The following is a 15,745-nucleotide window of genomic DNA, read 5'->3' on the forward strand; positions in this document are numbered from 1 at the left end:
AATTTTTGAAAATTTAATGCTATTTTTTTTTAGTATGTAAAAAGAAGGTCATCATCTAAATATAGTGAATGATGACCTTCTTTTCTTTATAAATCAGACTTTTTCAGTGTCCTTGAGCAAAGCTCTCTCCTTTTTTAATTAACATTTAGTTTTAACGTTACTGTTCTTGTCTTTTTTTCTTAAACTTAATTTTAATACCAATCTTAGTAATGGAGGCACTGCGGCATAAATAAAAGCCATCCGAAATAGTTGATAGCTGGTAACAGTAGATACATCAGCATTTACTTCTTGTGCAATGATTCCCATTTGATCCATTCCACCAGGGGCTAAACTTAAAAAACCCGTAATAGTCGATAAATCATAATACTGGGTCAGTAGAAAACTAAAAAACATTGTTGCGCAGATCAAAATCAGTCCGTTCATCAAAGCAAAAAACAAGGTTTTTCTTTTGTTGTCAAGTTGTTCCGGTTTTAATAGTAAACCGATATAACCGCCAACCATAAATTGAGATATATCAAGAAGTGAAGGAGGAAGTGGTGGTCCCTGCAAACCAAAAAGGCTTACTGCCGCAACAGCGATTACTGGTCCTAAAAAGTAAGGAGCTGGTAATTTGAATATTTTACCTATTCTTGCTGCGAGAAAACAAATAAGCGCGAACAGAAAGATCAGAGGAAATAAATCACTCCACTCTGGAATAACGTTATCCATTATTTTAGAGGAATCATTGGTACGATTCGCTGCAAAAATGGGACTGAAAATTAAAAGGGGAACTAAGAAAACAACCATTATCACTCTTGTAACATGGAAAAAGGTTACTGTCGTAATATCAATACCTTTCATTTCTTCTGCAAACACAACAATTTGTGACAAACCTCCAGGTATACTACTTGTTAAGGAGGTAGGATAGTCAATGCCGGAATATTTTGACATAACAAAAGCTGTACATACACACACAAGGACAATTAAGGATGTAAGGATCAACATTGAGGGAAGGTGACTAATCATGTCAGACAGTGAGCTCTTGGTAAAAGAGATGCCAATTGAATAACCTACAATAATTAATCCAGTATTTCTCATCGAAACGGGCCAAATTAATTTAACGTTTTTGAAACGTGATGCAATTAATAGGGCTGCCATTGGACCTAGAAGCCAGGGGATTGGCAACCTGATAAGAGAGAAAAGGCTGCCTCCAATAAAAGCAGTTAGAAGTGCAGCTGAAAATTGGATTGTCTTGCTTGCATCATTTAAATCCCACTTTTTCATGTTAATTCTCTTCCTTTGTACTAGTTTTATTTCGATTCGTCTTATTTCTATTGTTTAGAATCATTAAGAAAATCAATAAATGCTTTTACTTGGGCCAAATCCATAGTCACATCTCGGTAAAAAACCCAAGTTTCTCTAAGCAAAAAGCTATTATTGCTTAATACAATGGGGAAAGTATACAGTGGTTCATCATCTTTAATACAGATTTCTGGTAAAATGGCATATCCTAAACCATTAAGAACCAGTTCCTTACATGTTTCAATCCGATCTACCTCCATTGAAATCTTAGGTGGTACCGCAAATGTTTCCTGCCACCAGTTTTCAATAGTATTTCTTAACGATTGGTCTGTCTGATAATTAACTCTAGGAAGAAAAGGAAGTTCTTTTAATTCAATTTTTTTACTGGAGGCAATGCAAATCTTTTCTTCTTGAAACAACACTTTATTTTCCTGCCATTTGTAAGGACCTCTAACGATCCCGAGGTGTGCTTCTTCTTTTTGAAGCATCTGATGAATTTGAGAACTCCATCCAGTTTTCAAACTGATTTCAACCTCTGGATATAGGGTTAGAAATTCTTTTAATAATACGGGTAGTTTATATCGGGCAAACAAGCCAGATACACCTAATCGCAAAGTTCCTTTAACTTTTTTATCCAAATTTGAAATATGTTCTTTTGCCGCTCCTAATTGCTTACGCATATTTTTCGAATATTGTACGAGGTATTCCCCTTCAACTGTAAACTCGACACCTCTTTTGCCTCTAGAGATTAAATTTGTTTTGAACTCTTTTTCCAGCTGTTTTATACGATAGGATAAAGCTGGCTGAGAAATAAATAGTCGTTGTGCTGCCTTTGTTATATTTCTTTCTTCGTAAAGAGTAATTAATATAAGCCAGTCTTTTTCATCCATAAAATTTTTCTCCTTTAACCATAAAAAATATTTATGGGTAATTATAAATAATGATAATTTATTTGATTTCTAAAAGTATAATACAACTATTGAAAAAAGAAATCTATCTTTTTATGTAAAGCAATTGACTCACTATAGTTTTGCCTTTCCAGCATTCCTTCATAAAATTTTTCTATGGCAATGAATAAAAAAACAATATTATTTTTATTCATTATTTTCACTTATTATTTACATGAAGAGTATCACTACTTAACAGGAGGGGAAAAAATGTCAAATACACGAAATTATGATGTAGTTGTAGTAGGGGCAGGAAACGCAGCTTTATGTGCCGCAATCTCAGCAAAAGAGGGAGGTGCTAGAGTTCTTGTATTAGAACGGGGACCATTGGAAAAGCGTGGAGGGAACTCTTTCTTCACGGATGGAGCCATACGTGTTGCCTACAATAATTTAGACGCAATCAGAAATATAATACCTGAATTAACAGATGAAGAATCCGAGTTAATTGTAATGCCTGAATACAAGGAATCCGACTATTACAATGATTTAATGCGAGTAACAGGCGGACAAAGTAATCCCGAATTAGCAAAACAGCTGGTTACTAAATCGTATGAAACAATTGCGTGGATGCGTGATCAGGGAATAAAATTTGAATTGAATTATGAAAATCAATCTTTCGTACAAGCTGGCAAGCGCAATTTCTGGGGGGGACTGCCTATCAAAACGGAAGATAAAGGCGTTGGCTTAATGAGACAGCTTTTTGCGCGGACAGAAGAAATTGGCATCGACGTTTGGTACGATTCACGTGCTGTGGAGCTTGTATCAGAGAATAACACAATATCCGGTGTCGTTGTTGAGAAGGATCAAACAATGGTAACAGTTCAGACATCCGGTGTGATTTTGGCTTGTGGCGGCTTTGAAGCCAATAAGAAAATGAGATGTGAAAATATTGGTGAAGAATGGGAAGCGGCAATTGTTCGTGGAACCGAGTTCAACACAGGAGACGGCATTTCCATGGCTATGGCAGTCGGGGCTCAAAAATTTGGGCAGTGGTCCGGATGTCATTCGATTGGGACAGATTATAACGCGCCAAAAGTAGGAGATTTCACAAAGCCGGGAGATATTTTTAAAAAGCATTCTTATCCGTACAGCGTCATGCTTAATAATGAAGGGAAACGTTTTGTTGATGAAGGAGCAGATTTGCGAAATTACACCTATGCCAAATACGGCCGTGAGGTATTAAAACAGCCTGGACATGTGGCATATCAAATTTATGATGCACAGGTACGCCCTATGCTGCGTAAAGAATATGACCTTGAAGAAGCGTCTTTTTATAAAGCAGATACGCTTGGAGAGTTGGCTAGTTTACTGCCGGTCAATCAAACACAATTCCTTAAAACGATCGAAGAGTATAACAGTGCGGTACAAGATGGCGAGTATAGACCCGCAGAGAAAGATGGCAAAGGAACGAAAGGACTTACCCCTCCTAAATCCAACTGGGCACTTCGAATTGAGCAAGGGCCATTCTATGCTTTCCCTGTAACGTGCGGAATCACCTTCTCGTTCGGTGGTTTGCATGTAGATGTTACGGGACATGTGTTAAACAAAGAAGAACAACCGATAAATGGTCTCTTTGCGGCTGGTGAAATGATTGGGGGGATTTTTTATGAAAACTATCCTGGTGGATCCGGGTTAATGTCTGGAGCAGTCTTTGGAAAATTAGCTGGTTCATCCGCAGCCCACTATATTCAAGAAAAGGTTGAAGCGGTCAATAATCATTGAGTCTTTTCCTTGCATAGTTAATTAGATAAGAATTTGTTCAAAAAATCTAGGGATACATTAAATAGAAGAATGAAAAACAGCCAAGGCTTAAAAAAGTTCTTGGCTGTTTGGTACTTCAAATATTAAAAGTCTTTATGCATTGACTAAAACTCATATCATATAGGGATATGAGTTTTAGAGTATAGCTTTAAGCGTCCTGATGGCCAGACAATATGATTTTTCTTCTATTATAGCTATTCAATTTAAGCACCAGCTGAATCGATCAGCTGGGCACTATCGCGCATGAAGTCAGCGCTGACTTATCAACAGTTACCAGATATCAACTATTTTGTATGATATATATTTATATAGCTGTTCTTCCTATGCTCCGATTGATGCTAAAATTGAGCCTGTGAAAAAGGATACCATTCAATAAATAATAGGTTGGTTTGTGGATGTTTTTCCCTATAACAAGGATGATAGATAACAATTAGTTTTCTTTTTGGTTAAATACTCCAGTAACCATGAAAATCTGGATTCAGTATATCCTAACTTGTATAAGGGTGAGCGCTCCCCCCCGGAAAATTTTCATCTATTCTCAATCCTATTTTATAATTGAATTTTGTAGGCATCGGTTAGTTGGAGATTCATTATAGTCTGGGCTCTATTGAAAACTCACTTATACAAAACAAGGATCATTGAAGTAAACTATTTCGGAAAGAATTTTAGTGCCTTTCATATTTTTGAATAGTTCTTTCGCTTCTTTTTCTGTGTCAAATTCAAAAATTTTAATATTTCCTTTTAAAAAGACAGTGATGACCCACATTGAAAAGCCTCCAAGCGATAGATAATTTTTTTTGCTGTAATTTGCAAATCAATTCAAATCAAGCTAATTGATAGGAAAGCTCGTAATTTTTTTTCGTGTACACGTATCCCTCTAAAATGATTCTCGCTGTGCGTACCACTTTAATAGCGCGTATGTGTCCTGCCAAAAAATCAACTTTTGTTTCCATGATCCCTGCCGGGTGGGCTAATCGAAAAATTTCCTGTTTAATGTTCACCATCTCAGATAAAATCGTTTCCTGTAAGTAAGCTCCTGCAGTTGCACAGATGGCTCCTGTAATAGCAAGCGCTTGATGGGGCTTTTGCATCGACATCATTCTGATCATCAAATCCATCTCTGACGCTTTTCTTTCCGATCCGTTTAGGTCGATGTAATCCATAGGAGGAGCAATTAGGGTCATTTTAGGCACAGCAGGAGATTTGACAGTTGCTGATTTCTTATCGGAAAATTGACACATTTCAGCTGCAATCGACCGGATTTCTTCTAGTTCATTTAATTTTTCCGGTGAATAATCAGTGGGCAATTCGCTTCCGTTTAGACCAATATCCTGTGCCCTTACAAAAACAAGTGGATTGGCAACATCAATGATTGAAACTTGAATCAGTCGATCCTTCGTTTTAATCATGTCAATTGGATTTCCTGTAGGGAATAGTTTTCCTGTAACTGCTCCTTCAGCACGAGTAAAAGAAAGATAGATAGGTGATCCTTTACCAGGCACGCCTGGAATTGAGCAGTTGCCTTCTTTTTTCACTTGTCCATTTTCAACCTCTACTTCTGCAATTATCAATTTTTGTGTATTCGTGTTAAAAATTCTCACCGTTGTTACAGGTTCTTGTATAGGAACTAATCCTTGCTCAATTGCGTAAGGTCCTACAGCAGATGAAATATTCCCACAATTTCCTTTAAAATCAACCATTTGATTATCGATACTGATTTGCGCAAATGTATATTCCACATCGAATTCCGGTGAATCCGATTTTTTGATGATCGCTGCTTTACTTGTCAATGAATTCGCTCCTCCAAGACCATCGATCTGTCTCCGATCCGGACTGCCCATCACGTCAAGTAAAAAATCTTCCCAGAGTGAGCGATTCGAAGGCATATGTTCAAAGTTAAGGAACACACCTTTACTTGTCCCGCCGCGCATTACAACTACAGGTACTTTCATTGTATAACCACCTTTTCTCAAATCAATATTTATAGCACTACCGGTTCCTTTGAAAATATAGTATGATAAGTTCATTCATAAGTAAAATACATATTTTTTAAGTGAAAATGATAAAAAAACTTATAATCCAAAAATCGGGAGATGGTTAAGTGGACGAAAAAGATTGGATTGCGATAAGGGTACTATATGAAGAAAAAAACATTAGCCGTGCCGCAGAGCGTTTATATATATCGCAGCCGGCGCTTACGTACCGGCTTAAAAATTTAGAAAAAGAATTTAGCACAAACCTATTTTTCAAAATAAAAGGAGGCATTGAGTTCACTTCAGAAGGGATACATTTGGCGGGCTATGCGGAAGAAATGGTGAAAAAGTTGCAAAAAACGAAAGATTATATGCTGAATATGAAAAATGAAGTTAGAGGAACGTTAAGGCTTGGCGTTTCCAGCAACTTTGCCCAATATAAACTACCAGAAATATTGAAAAAGTTTTCAACACAATATCCTCATGTACAATTTAATGTGAATACAGGCTGGAGTACTGAAATCATGCATCTTCTGGATTCCTCTAGTGTTCAATTAGGCATACTGCGTGGAAACTATGAATGGTATGGAATCAAATCGTTACTGCATAAAGAAAGACTTTGTTTAATTTCTAAGAAAGAGGTAGACTTGGATAATTTGCCGGAACTTCCATTCATAAATTATAAGACCGACAGTTCTTTAAAAAACTTAATAAATGGCTGGTGGCATGATAGATTTCCAGAGCCACCATTTGTAACTATGGAAACGGATCGGCAGGAGACGTGCAAAGAGATGGTCAAAAACGATCTTGGTGTTTCCATTCTGCCGGAAATATGCCTGCAGCCTTCAGATAACTTGCATACATACGGGTTATCCTACAAAAATGGGAAGCCGGTATTAAGAAATACATGGTTAATGTATAACCAGGATTCATTAAAACTCTCTACTGTGAAAAACTTTATTGATTTCTTGAATAAAAATTCCAATCTTTAACGAAAAAGCACTATGAAATTATTGAAAATTTCATAGTGCTTTTTTGGATTTCTTAATTTAATATAAAATGGATTATAAGTTTTTTTTTCGAAAAAGTAAAAAAAATATGTATTTCACTTATTTGATGATATGAACTATTCTAAAAATAGAAAATAAAGCAACAGGGAATCAGAATGATATGTAATATTTTTAGTTATTCAAACTTCTCATCTGATTTGTAAGCGGTTTCTTTAATAGGAGGGATTCATATTCTTACGTTACTTGGAATTTCAATGGTCGTTGTCTTCACTTATTTAATCATGTCTAAACGGTTATCACCTGTTAATTCTCTAGTGGTCATTCCAATTATCTTTGCATTAATTGGCGGATTTGGTCCAGAGCTCGGAGATATGATGCTCGATGGAATAAAGGTTGTCGCACCTTCAGCCGCTTTGCTATTGTTCGCTATTTTGTTTTTCGGAGTTCTGATTGACGCTGGATTATTTGATCCACTCATTAAAACTATGTTAAAAATCGTAAAAGGGGATCCGGTAAAAATAGCGATAGGTACAGCAGTAATCGCAATGACCGTTGCCTTGGATGGTGATGGTACCACGACTCATATGATTACGATTTCCGCTATGCTGCCTCTTTACTTACGCCTTGGTATGAATCCACTTATTCTTGCCACTATTTCTATGCTGGCTGTAAGTATTATGAGTGGTATGACTCCTTGGGGAGGACCTGCAACAAGAGCAATAGCATCTTTAGGTCTCGATGCAAATGAATTCTTTGTTCCGATTATCCCAACACTATTCGCAGGTATTGCAGCTATTCTTTTTACCGCTTACGTACTTGGGAAAAAAGAGCGCAAAAGGCTTGGTGTTGTTCATATCAAAGCTGCACCTGAAATGAAAGGAGCTCTAGCTGAAGCAGCGGTAGCTTCCGCCATACAAGACGATTTAAAGCGCCCTAAATTAATATGGGTCAATCTTTTGTTGACGCTCACGGTTATGGTCATTCTTGTAATGGGCTTAGTGCCGGTACCTGTGTTGTTTCTAATCGGATTTGTGCTTGCTTCAATCATTAATTACCCTAATCTAGAACAGCAAAAAGAGCGAATCGTGTCACATGCAGGAAATGCTATTACCGTCGTCACACTAGTATTTGCGGCTGGTATTTTCACAGGGATCTTTTCCGGAACGAAAATGGTAGATGCCATTGCAAATTCATTAGTGGCCATCATTCCGGATTCTTTAGGCTCTTTTTTACCGATGGTCGTTGCGTTCACCAGCATGCCATTTACGTTCGTTTTATCCAATGATGCTTACTACTTTGGTGTTTTGCCAATTCTTGCCGAAGCAGGAGAAGCTTATGGGGTGAGTCCTTTAGAAATTGCCAGAGCTTCCGTACTGGGGCAGCCTGTACATTTCTTAAGTCCACTCGTGGCCTCGACTCTTTTACTGGTAGGGATGGTAAAGACGGATATCGGGGAACTACAGCGGTATGCATTTAAATGGGCTCTAATTTGTTCATTAGTCCTTATCATTGTTGCTATCTTGACAGGGGCTATTATTTAAGTACAATGTTATCTAATAAATTCTTCGAACTTAAACAAAGTAGGGCTGTGCCAAAACCAATTATTATTAGTGGTTTTGGCACAGCCCATTCTTTTATTTAATTCCAGAAGTCCCGCCGCTAGCTTGAGTAATTATTTTTACGATTGTTTTCGCAAGGTTCATAACCGTGTATAGACGAGTATCATTTAAAAATTGCATGGTTGGCAGCGGATCTATATAATTGACCATTCCTGTAATATGATAATCTCCAACTTCCGGCAATACTTTTTTTAAAGCTTTCCCAGGGACAAGAGGTCCATCCTTCAAAAAAACATAACCGACCTGGTTTTGATTCCCTAAACAAGCATCCACACTAAAAATAAGAGGCTTTTTGAATTGTTTTTTAATTTTTTTCAATGTGTCATTTAAATTAAATGCATGAACGGGATTTTCCAAAGTACCGTAAACACGATATGGCACCGTATGTTCTTTTAGCATTGTCCCGACTAAAGGGCCTAATGAATCCCCAACTGATCGGTCTGAACCAATGCACAGAAAGATTACATCTTCATTTTGACAGCCAGAAGATTGAATAATCTCTTTGACTTTTAATGCTAAGCAGTTTATTTCTTCGCCTTTTGTTTCCACAGAACAAATTGCTCCTCTTCTTGTAAATTAGACTCATCTTAATTCCCCTTTGTCCTATTATACGAACAAAAAGGACATCCTGCATGTAAATATAAGCATATGCTTGAGAATGATAGTTAACACTCTGAAAAATGGCAGTAATTCAAAACATCCCCTTTAATTTATTTGGCGAGGAAGTGGGAGTTGGTTTACAACTAGAAAACGTAACGACTTTATTTTAAACTACAACCAAGTACACCAATATACAAAGTTAATTAACATAATCAGCGTTCTAGGAATCTTATTATTGATCTAGAGAGTAGGAGGGGAAGGCTCCTTTTTTATTATACGTTTTTTAGATTAACTTATATTATACGCCCTTTGTAAAGACCTATATCCAGGTGAAAGGGAAATGGATGTACCAGTATGGTGCAGTATATTCCGAAGGAAGCACTGAAAACTAAGTTTTTATTAATGGATAACTTTGTTAAAATAATTTTTTTAAACTAACCAATGCTCTTAGGGAGGTAAGAAATGAAGGTGAAAAAAATACATCATGTTAATAATTTGTTCCGATTATGAAAAATTAGGGTGTGATATCGTGAAGGAGACATATCGGTCAGATAGGCAGTCGTATAAATTCGATTTAATGGTCGGAGGGGAAATTTAGCTTGAATTGTTCTCATTTCCTGATAGCCCAAATCGTCCAGTTATCCTGAAGCAAGAGGGCTTAGACATCTTGCTTTTGAAGTGGAAGATATTAATCGAGCGATTGAAGATTTAGAAAAAGAAAACATTCCAGTCGAACCTATCCGTGTTGATGAGTTAACAGGAAAAAGGTTTACCTTTTTTTGTGATCCGGATGATTTGCCTCTTGAAATATATGGAAAGTAGTATTTGCAGTAGGGTTATGTATATTTTGATAAGAAAAGTCTTTCATCAAGGTGCCCTAAAACAAAATAGTACTCAAAACAAAAATGGAACTCATTTTGTGATTTCCATTTTTGTTTCTGTATTTTTTATGTCATAAATTCCGTATTATATATTAAGTTTTTATCAACCTAGTACAGTGGAATTTTTAATAACTGGATAAATATGGGATTTAACATCTTCTACAACAAATGCTTTCCAAATAATCAATTTTAAAAGGTCGTAATTTAATATACTCCCTTTTTCATTGAGGTTATATTAAAAAAATCATTTTTTGTTATTGATAGGTTTTTGTATTACCTAATCTATGTTCGTTTATATTCTTAGGCAGCAAGGCTCATTGTCTTGTGAATTTTAAAGGAAGTCTTTTCACTCCAAAAACGAACGGACTTGGAATCGCCTCCAGCTCAGTTCCTTTTACACTTTCCAATTTTGCAAATGTACTTAATAGTGTCACGAGAGCTACTTCTGCTTCTAGACGTGCAAGCGGGGCACCTAAACAAAAATGAATACCAAACCCGAAACTCAAATGAGGATTTAATTTCCTTTCTAACGTGAACCGATTAGGCTCTGCAAACTTTTGTTCATCCCGGTTTGCCGAAGCGACCCAGCAAATTACTTGTTCCCCCTTTTGGATTGTTTTGCCCCCAACTTTGACTTGTTCCTTTGTAACACGGCCAATTGCCTGTATTGGAGGATAAAAGCGTAGTGTTTCTTCTACCAATTTTGGTATTAAAGGCAGATTTGTCCTGGCTTGTTCTTGAATGTTTTTATCTTCTGTCATATAGCGTACGGCATTTGTAATCAAATTAGTTGTTGTTTCATTTCCCGCAACTAATAATAAAACACAGAAAGACAGTACCTCTTCTTCTGTTAATTTTTCCCCATCAATTTTTGCTGCTAATAATAGCGAAATTAAATCTTCTTCAGGCTTTACTTTTCTCTCTAAAATTATTTTTTTGAAATATTCTTTAAGAAACTCACTTCCTTCTTTACGTTTCTGTGCCATTCTTTGAAAGGCTTCATTTGAATTATCTTTGGCGCCTGCCACGAGAACATCAGAATAGGTTTTAAAAAGATCCCGATCCTTAGCAGGGACACCCAATAATTCGGCAATTATTATGACAGGCAACGGACCAGCAAGGTTATGAACGAGATCCATAGTCCCCTTCTCATTAACTTGATCGAGAAGGTAAAGTGTCACCTCTTCGATTTTATTTTTTAAATCCTTCACTGCTTTAGGAGTGAATGCCTTGTTCACTAAGTTTCTCATTTTTGTGTGTCTAGGAGGGTCCATTGTCAAAATGCTTCCTTGAAGAGTTCCAGACCCTCGTTCCGAAGAAAACAGTTTTGGATTTTTTAGAATATAATGAACGTCCTCATATCGAAACACATCCCAGCAGCTTCGAGCCTCGTCGTACCTTACAGGGGTTTTTTGTCGTAAACTATTAAAGATTGGAAAAGGAAATAATTGATCTGCGTTCGAAGCAATTTCGCTCATGGGGATGAGATTAGCATACTGCTCCACTGCGCTTGTTGAGTTACGTACTTGTGTCATGGTTTCATCTCTCCTTTTATTGTGACTAATATTCATACATAAACTAGTCATGAACCGGTTCATTAACTAAGATAACAAACTCATAATTTGGTTTCAATTGACATAAATTGAGATATTTTTCAATAAGAAGAAAGTAATAACTTTGAATATTTGACTCACCACCTATTGAAAAACTCTTTTGAGTTTCATAGCTTCTCGTTTAAGATCATACCGGTACCCCAAATGGTCGGAGGGAAATATCAGCCGGAATTGTTCTCTTTTTTCTTATAGCCCCAATTGTCCAACTTATCCTGAAGCAAGAGGGCTTAGGCATCTTGCCTTTGAAGTGGGTGATATAATCAAGCGATTGAGGAGTTAGAAAAAGATTATTGACCCTACAATAAAAGGTGGAAAGGGGACAATATTTAGATAGTCATTCACTTCTCCATAATTTTCTTTTGCATTTCCAATAATCCCCCAAGTTCCCAACAAGTCCACTTTATCAAAGTTGGGATTTTTTTATTTTTCATGTACATAAAAAGGGCTGTTAGTAATCTATTAAGTACTATAGAGATTTCCATGAAGCTTCATAGGATATAAAAAAGGAGGTACAAGCTATGAGAGAAAAAACAATTAACCCGGAAAATAACCGTTTCCGCTTAATAACAGGTACATTTCCGGATAAAGAAACTGCCGAAATAATGGCTGAAGAACTGAAAATTCGTTATGGCTGGATTGTGTATATAATTCCAGAACAAAGTGAAAAAGACTGGAAATAAAATTAGTTACCTCGGTGAAATAGGGAAATTAGTAGAGCGGATGACTGAATTGGAATTACAAGATATAAAAGGATCTTATGAAGTAATCATTAGCCTTGGCAGTTGGTGTGGACCTTCCCTTAATTTAAGGCGGTCTTCATTTCCCCTTGATTGGGTTGTATCTTATTCACTCCCGGATGTAAGCAGAATATTGAAGAACAGATTTGCCGGATTTATGGATCTTAAGAATATGAAGCAGGTAGATGGCATCGATTCTTATCTTGATGGTGGAGATGTGGTTTTTTCAGATGAGGGCGGCAAGCAGCAAAAAGCGCATTTTATTCAAGATACCTATTATAATGTTATTTCAGTTCATGTTTTCCCTATGATACCTAATCAAGATTGGACTCATCTTTACCCTGCAGAAAAACTCAATCACCGAATAAATAAGTATATTAAAATAATGTCAAATAGCAATTCCATCTTATTCGTTAGGTGGGGGCAGTTTCCGTTCACGAAGCAGTGGAATTACAATCCGTCTTGTCTTAATATCCTCTTCATTGATCCAATAGCAGGCTTGATAGGATGTTAATGAACAAGGGCATTTGTACAGTGCAAGTACCCAGCGACGGTCCTTATAATGATACAATGGGGGATTATGTGTATAATGGGTAACCTTAATAAAAACATATTCTAGTACTGACTTCGATTCTTATATTGCAATCTTTTTTAAATTGCTGAAGCATTAAGTTTTTCCCTTTATTTCGCAGAAAATTGCATCTCAAGAGTTAAAGGGCACTCATGATTTTAATGAGTGTTTTTTTGTGCAGTAATTTGCTTAATTATCTAAATATTCCAAAATTACAATTGACCCATAAGGGACAGCTGATTTAGAATTGATATGTATATGAAATTATGTTTTGTATATAAAACTAAAATAGGGGAGGAATATAGTTAGTTAGTGAATGAAATGTTAAAAATATTTGATTTAGGGAGGTAAGTAATATGTTTAAGAATAAATTGGCKTTCGTTCTGCTTTGTTTGGTGTTAATAGTATCTGCATGCGGTCCAAGTGACGAAACAACTACAGAAAACAAAGGGAATTCAGGAGGAAAAGCGGTTAAGCTTACTTTTACGGAACCTGCACGATTATTGTCGGTTGCCCCATTGTATGTAGCAATAGAGCAAGGTTTTTTTGAAAAGGAAGGAATTGAAGCTGAAATTGTTTCTGGTGGTGGAGGAGCACAAGTAATCGCTTCTGTATTATCAGGCGAAGCTCAGTTTGCAGTCTCAGGTCCTCGAAGTATGTTTACTCCTCTTGACAAAGGTGAAGATTTATTGGCAATTCAATCTTTAAATTCTGCGCTAACCTATCAAATTACACTCTCTAAACAATATCAAAAGAAAAAGAATGTTTCTAAAGACTCATCACTTGAAGATAGAGTGGCTTCATTGAAAGGCGCAACTATTGGTACAAACCTTGTTGGAGATTCTGGAGACGTATACACCCGTCATTTAATGCAAATGCATGGAGTTGATCCCAATACTCTTAAGACCGTCAAATTAGCAGGAGATGGATCGAAGATTGGCGGTATGCAGGAGGGAATTGTTGACGGAGGAATAGCATCACCCCCAATGGGTCTACAAGCGGAAAGTAAAGATATAGGAGACATTGTAATCAATACAAGTGAAGAGCCAATGTATGGGAATATGGTCTGGGAAGCTGTATTTGCTAAAAAAGAATATTTAGAAGAAAATCACGAAACATCTTTGAAAGTAGTTCGGGCAATAGGGAAAGGTATGGAATTCACACGTAATAACCCAAGAGAGGCGGCCGAATCAATCGAATCTTATTTTGATGGAATTGATGTTGATATCCTAGAGGAATCACTAATCGGATTGAAAAACACTTTTAAAGGCTATGGAGAAATGAATCAAGAGGCTTGGGATAATGCCCAGGATCCATTAGTTGAATTTGGCAAGATATCAGGCGTTTCTACTAAACAGGATACAACTGAAGATGTTATTTGGACAAATAGTTATATAGAAGAGGCTTTTAAAAAATAATTAGTATGGAAAGGAGATGATAGGTAAGATGGAAAATGCACAACTGGAAAACTTTAAATTGTCTACTCGTTTTTTAGACGTTACTTACGTAAATAACAAAACTGGTGCAGAAGTGATTGCCCTGCAGAATATAAATTTAAACATTAAAGATGGTGAATTTATATGTATTGTTGGGCCGAGCGGCTGTGGAAAAACCACTTTTTTAAATACTGTAGTTGGATTGCTAAAGCCAAGTAAGGGAGAAATACTATTAGATCAGCAAAAAATTGATGGTCCCGGCAAGGAAAGGGCAATGGTTTTTCAAAACCCGAGTCTATTACCTTGGAGAACTGTTTTGGAAAATGTTCTTTATGGAGTTGAACTGTTAAAGCAAATAACCGCAGAGAAAAAGAAAGAGGCCAAAGAATTTATTGAAATGGTCGGTTTAAAAGGTTATGAAAATCATTATCCACATGAATTGTCAGGTGGGATGCAGCAACGGGTAAACTTGGCTCGGGCATTAACGGTAAACCCATCATTAATATTATTGGATGAACCATTTTCGGCATTGGACRCACAAACTAGGGAATTTATGCAAGGTGAGTTACTTAGAATATGGGATGAGACAAAAAAGACAAGTCTTTTCATTACACACCAAATTGATGAAGCGGTATTTTTAGCTGATAGAGTTTTTGTTTTTGGGGCAAGACCAGGACGAGTAGTGGAGGTTGTTGATGTTGATATACCTAGACCAAGAGATCTCCATGTGAAGCGCAGCCCGGAATTTTTAGAGTTTGTAGATCATATTTGGTCCATTATTGAACAGGAGTCTTCTAAACAAGGTTTCGATAATAAAGAGAAATAATTAATGTGAAAGGAGAACACTATGACGAAGGGTATGATAGAACTTACACAATCAAAGCAAAAGATAAAAAAGGCGAAGAAAATGAAAAAAGAAAAAAAGTCATTTTTTATCAGTGTTGCTTCTGTTTTACTATTCCTGTTGCTTTGGGAAACTGCCTCTCAAAATGAATGGATAAATCCATTGTTCATAAGCTCACCAATTGAAATTGCACAAGCGGCAGTTTTAATGGTCCAAGAAGTTTCCTTTTGGGAAAATATGAAGGTAAGTGGTTACGAATTTGTTTCAGGCTTTGTTTTAGCCATACTTATTGGAATCCCAATAGGTGTGTTATCAGGTTGGAACTCTACCTTTAATGCAGTGGTTAACCCTTTCATTTCAGGATTATATGTAACTCCTAAAGTAGCACTATTACCAGTGATCATCATTGCATTCGGAATAGGGCCAGCATCAAAAATTGTTATCGTATTTTTGATGGCCTTCTTTCCAATAG

14 protein-coding genes and 1 pseudogene are annotated in these 15,745 nt (G+C 36.6%); 9 read left to right on the forward strand and 6 right to left on the reverse strand.

The features are described from left to right. Window positions 1-138 precede the first annotated feature (138 nt). Both AC1DVB_RS02330 and AC1DVB_RS02335 read right to left on the reverse strand, forming a co-directional pair. A complete protein-coding gene (locus AC1DVB_RS02330) occupies window positions 139-1,263 on the reverse strand; it encodes an AbrB family transcriptional regulator (RefSeq protein ID WP_477588032.1) in 1,125 nt (374 codons plus the stop codon). 47 nt (window positions 1,264-1,310) lie between these two features. Next, complete coding sequence (locus AC1DVB_RS02335; protein WP_477588034.1) at window positions 1,311-2,171, reverse strand: LysR family transcriptional regulator; 861 nt, start codon at window positions 2,169-2,171, stop codon at window positions 1,311-1,313. A 267-nt stretch (window positions 2,172-2,438) separates the two neighbouring features. On the opposite strand from AC1DVB_RS02335, the gene tcuA reads away from it, so the two are divergent. Further along, the gene (gene tcuA, locus AC1DVB_RS02340; protein WP_477588036.1) at window positions 2,439-3,950 is read left to right on the forward strand and encodes an FAD-dependent tricarballylate dehydrogenase TcuA; all 1,512 of its coding nucleotides are present in this window, start codon (window positions 2,439-2,441) and stop codon (window positions 3,948-3,950) included. 658 nt (window positions 3,951-4,608) lie between these two features. Here the strand turns inward: tcuA and AC1DVB_RS02345 are convergent. Both AC1DVB_RS02345 and AC1DVB_RS02350 read right to left on the reverse strand, forming a co-directional pair. Next, window positions 4,609-4,755, reverse strand: coding sequence for a hypothetical protein (locus tag AC1DVB_RS02345; RefSeq protein WP_164468794.1), 147 nt, complete (start codon window positions 4,753-4,755; stop codon window positions 4,609-4,611). A 58-nt stretch (window positions 4,756-4,813) separates the two neighbouring features. Next, on the reverse strand, window positions 4,814-5,941 hold the full coding sequence (locus AC1DVB_RS02350; RefSeq protein ID WP_477588038.1) for a PrpF domain-containing protein: 1,128 nt from the start codon (window positions 5,939-5,941) through the stop codon (window positions 4,814-4,816). 149 nt (window positions 5,942-6,090) lie between these two features. Here AC1DVB_RS02350 and AC1DVB_RS02355 point away from each other — a divergent pair, with 149 nt between their 5' ends. Continuing rightward, complete coding sequence (locus AC1DVB_RS02355; RefSeq protein WP_034313052.1) at window positions 6,091-6,954, forward strand: LysR family transcriptional regulator; 864 nt, start codon at window positions 6,091-6,093, stop codon at window positions 6,952-6,954. 248 nt (window positions 6,955-7,202) lie between these two features. Continuing rightward, window positions 7,203-8,513: a CitMHS family transporter gene (locus AC1DVB_RS02360; RefSeq protein WP_095680033.1), complete on the forward strand. Its 1,311-nt coding sequence runs from the start codon at window positions 7,203-7,205 to the stop codon at window positions 8,511-8,513. A gap of 93 nt (window positions 8,514-8,606) precedes the next feature. On the opposite strand, the gene yyaC is transcribed toward AC1DVB_RS02360, so the two are convergent. Continuing rightward, window positions 8,607-9,140, reverse strand: coding sequence for a spore protease YyaC (yyaC, locus tag AC1DVB_RS02365; protein ID WP_239860919.1), 534 nt, complete (start codon window positions 9,138-9,140; stop codon window positions 8,607-8,609). A 513-nt stretch (window positions 9,141-9,653) separates the two neighbouring features. Between yyaC and gloA2 the strand changes: the two are divergent. Then, window positions 9,654-10,013 (forward strand): annotated as a pseudogene (gloA2, locus tag AC1DVB_RS02370) (SMU1112c/YaeR family gloxylase I-like metalloprotein). Window positions 10,014-10,386: 373 nt separating this feature from the next. On the opposite strand, the gene AC1DVB_RS02375 reads toward gloA2, so the two are convergent. Further along, window positions 10,387-11,607 carry a cytochrome P450 gene (locus AC1DVB_RS02375; protein ID WP_239860921.1) on the reverse strand — a complete coding sequence of 407 codons (1,221 nt, stop codon included), beginning with the start codon at window positions 11,605-11,607 and terminating at the stop codon, window positions 10,387-10,389. A gap of 596 nt (window positions 11,608-12,203) precedes the next feature. Here AC1DVB_RS02375 and AC1DVB_RS02380 point away from each other — a divergent pair. The 5 genes from AC1DVB_RS02380 to AC1DVB_RS02400 form a co-directional block, all read left to right on the forward strand. Continuing rightward, window positions 12,204-12,365 carry a hypothetical protein gene (locus AC1DVB_RS02380; protein WP_170947001.1) on the forward strand — a complete coding sequence of 54 codons (162 nt, stop codon included), beginning with the start codon at window positions 12,204-12,206 and terminating at the stop codon, window positions 12,363-12,365. 49 nt (window positions 12,366-12,414) lie between these two features. Next, window positions 12,415-12,936 carry a DUF1796 family putative cysteine peptidase gene (locus tag AC1DVB_RS02385; protein ID WP_328119390.1) on the forward strand — a complete coding sequence of 174 codons (522 nt, stop codon included), beginning with the start codon at window positions 12,415-12,417 and terminating at the stop codon, window positions 12,934-12,936. Between the two features lie 413 nt (window positions 12,937-13,349). Continuing rightward, window positions 13,350-14,411: an ABC transporter substrate-binding protein gene (locus tag AC1DVB_RS02390; RefSeq protein WP_057276164.1), complete on the forward strand. Its 1,062-nt coding sequence runs from the start codon at window positions 13,350-13,352 to the stop codon at window positions 14,409-14,411. 28 nt (window positions 14,412-14,439) lie between these two features. Then, on the forward strand, window positions 14,440-15,255 hold the full coding sequence (locus AC1DVB_RS02395; RefSeq protein ID WP_477588041.1) for an ABC transporter ATP-binding protein: 816 nt from the start codon (window positions 14,440-14,442) through the stop codon (window positions 15,253-15,255). An 81-nt stretch (window positions 15,256-15,336) separates the two neighbouring features. Beyond that, window positions 15,337-15,745: ABC transporter permease (locus AC1DVB_RS02400; RefSeq protein ID WP_477588043.1), on the forward strand; the 409-nt coding region annotated here is incomplete at its 3' end.

Source organism: Peribacillus sp. P4_D6 (assembly GCF_056401795.1).

Excerpts from the sequence above, each read along its gene's own strand:
- AC1DVB_RS02330 (WP_477588032.1), bottom strand. The coding sequence starts at position 1,263 with ATGAAAAAGTGGGATTTAAATGATGCAAGCAAGACAATCCAATTTTCA.
- AC1DVB_RS02335 (WP_477588034.1), bottom strand. The coding sequence starts at position 2,171 with ATGGATGAAAAAGACTGGCTTATATTAATTACTCTTTACGAAGAAAGA.
- tcuA (WP_477588036.1), top strand. The coding sequence starts at position 2,439 with ATGTCAAATACACGAAATTATGATGTAGTTGTAGTAGGGGCAGGAAAC.
- AC1DVB_RS02345 (WP_164468794.1), bottom strand. The coding sequence starts at position 4,755 with ATGTGGGTCATCACTGTCTTTTTAAAAGGAAATATTAAAATTTTTGAA.
- AC1DVB_RS02350 (WP_477588038.1), bottom strand. The coding sequence starts at position 5,941 with ATGAAAGTACCTGTAGTTGTAATGCGCGGCGGGACAAGTAAAGGTGTG.
- AC1DVB_RS02375 (WP_239860921.1), bottom strand. The coding sequence starts at position 11,607 with ATGACACAAGTACGTAACTCAACAAGCGCAGTGGAGCAGTATGCTAAT.
- AC1DVB_RS02380 (WP_170947001.1), top strand. The coding sequence starts at position 12,204 with ATGAGAGAAAAAACAATTAACCCGGAAAATAACCGTTTCCGCTTAATA.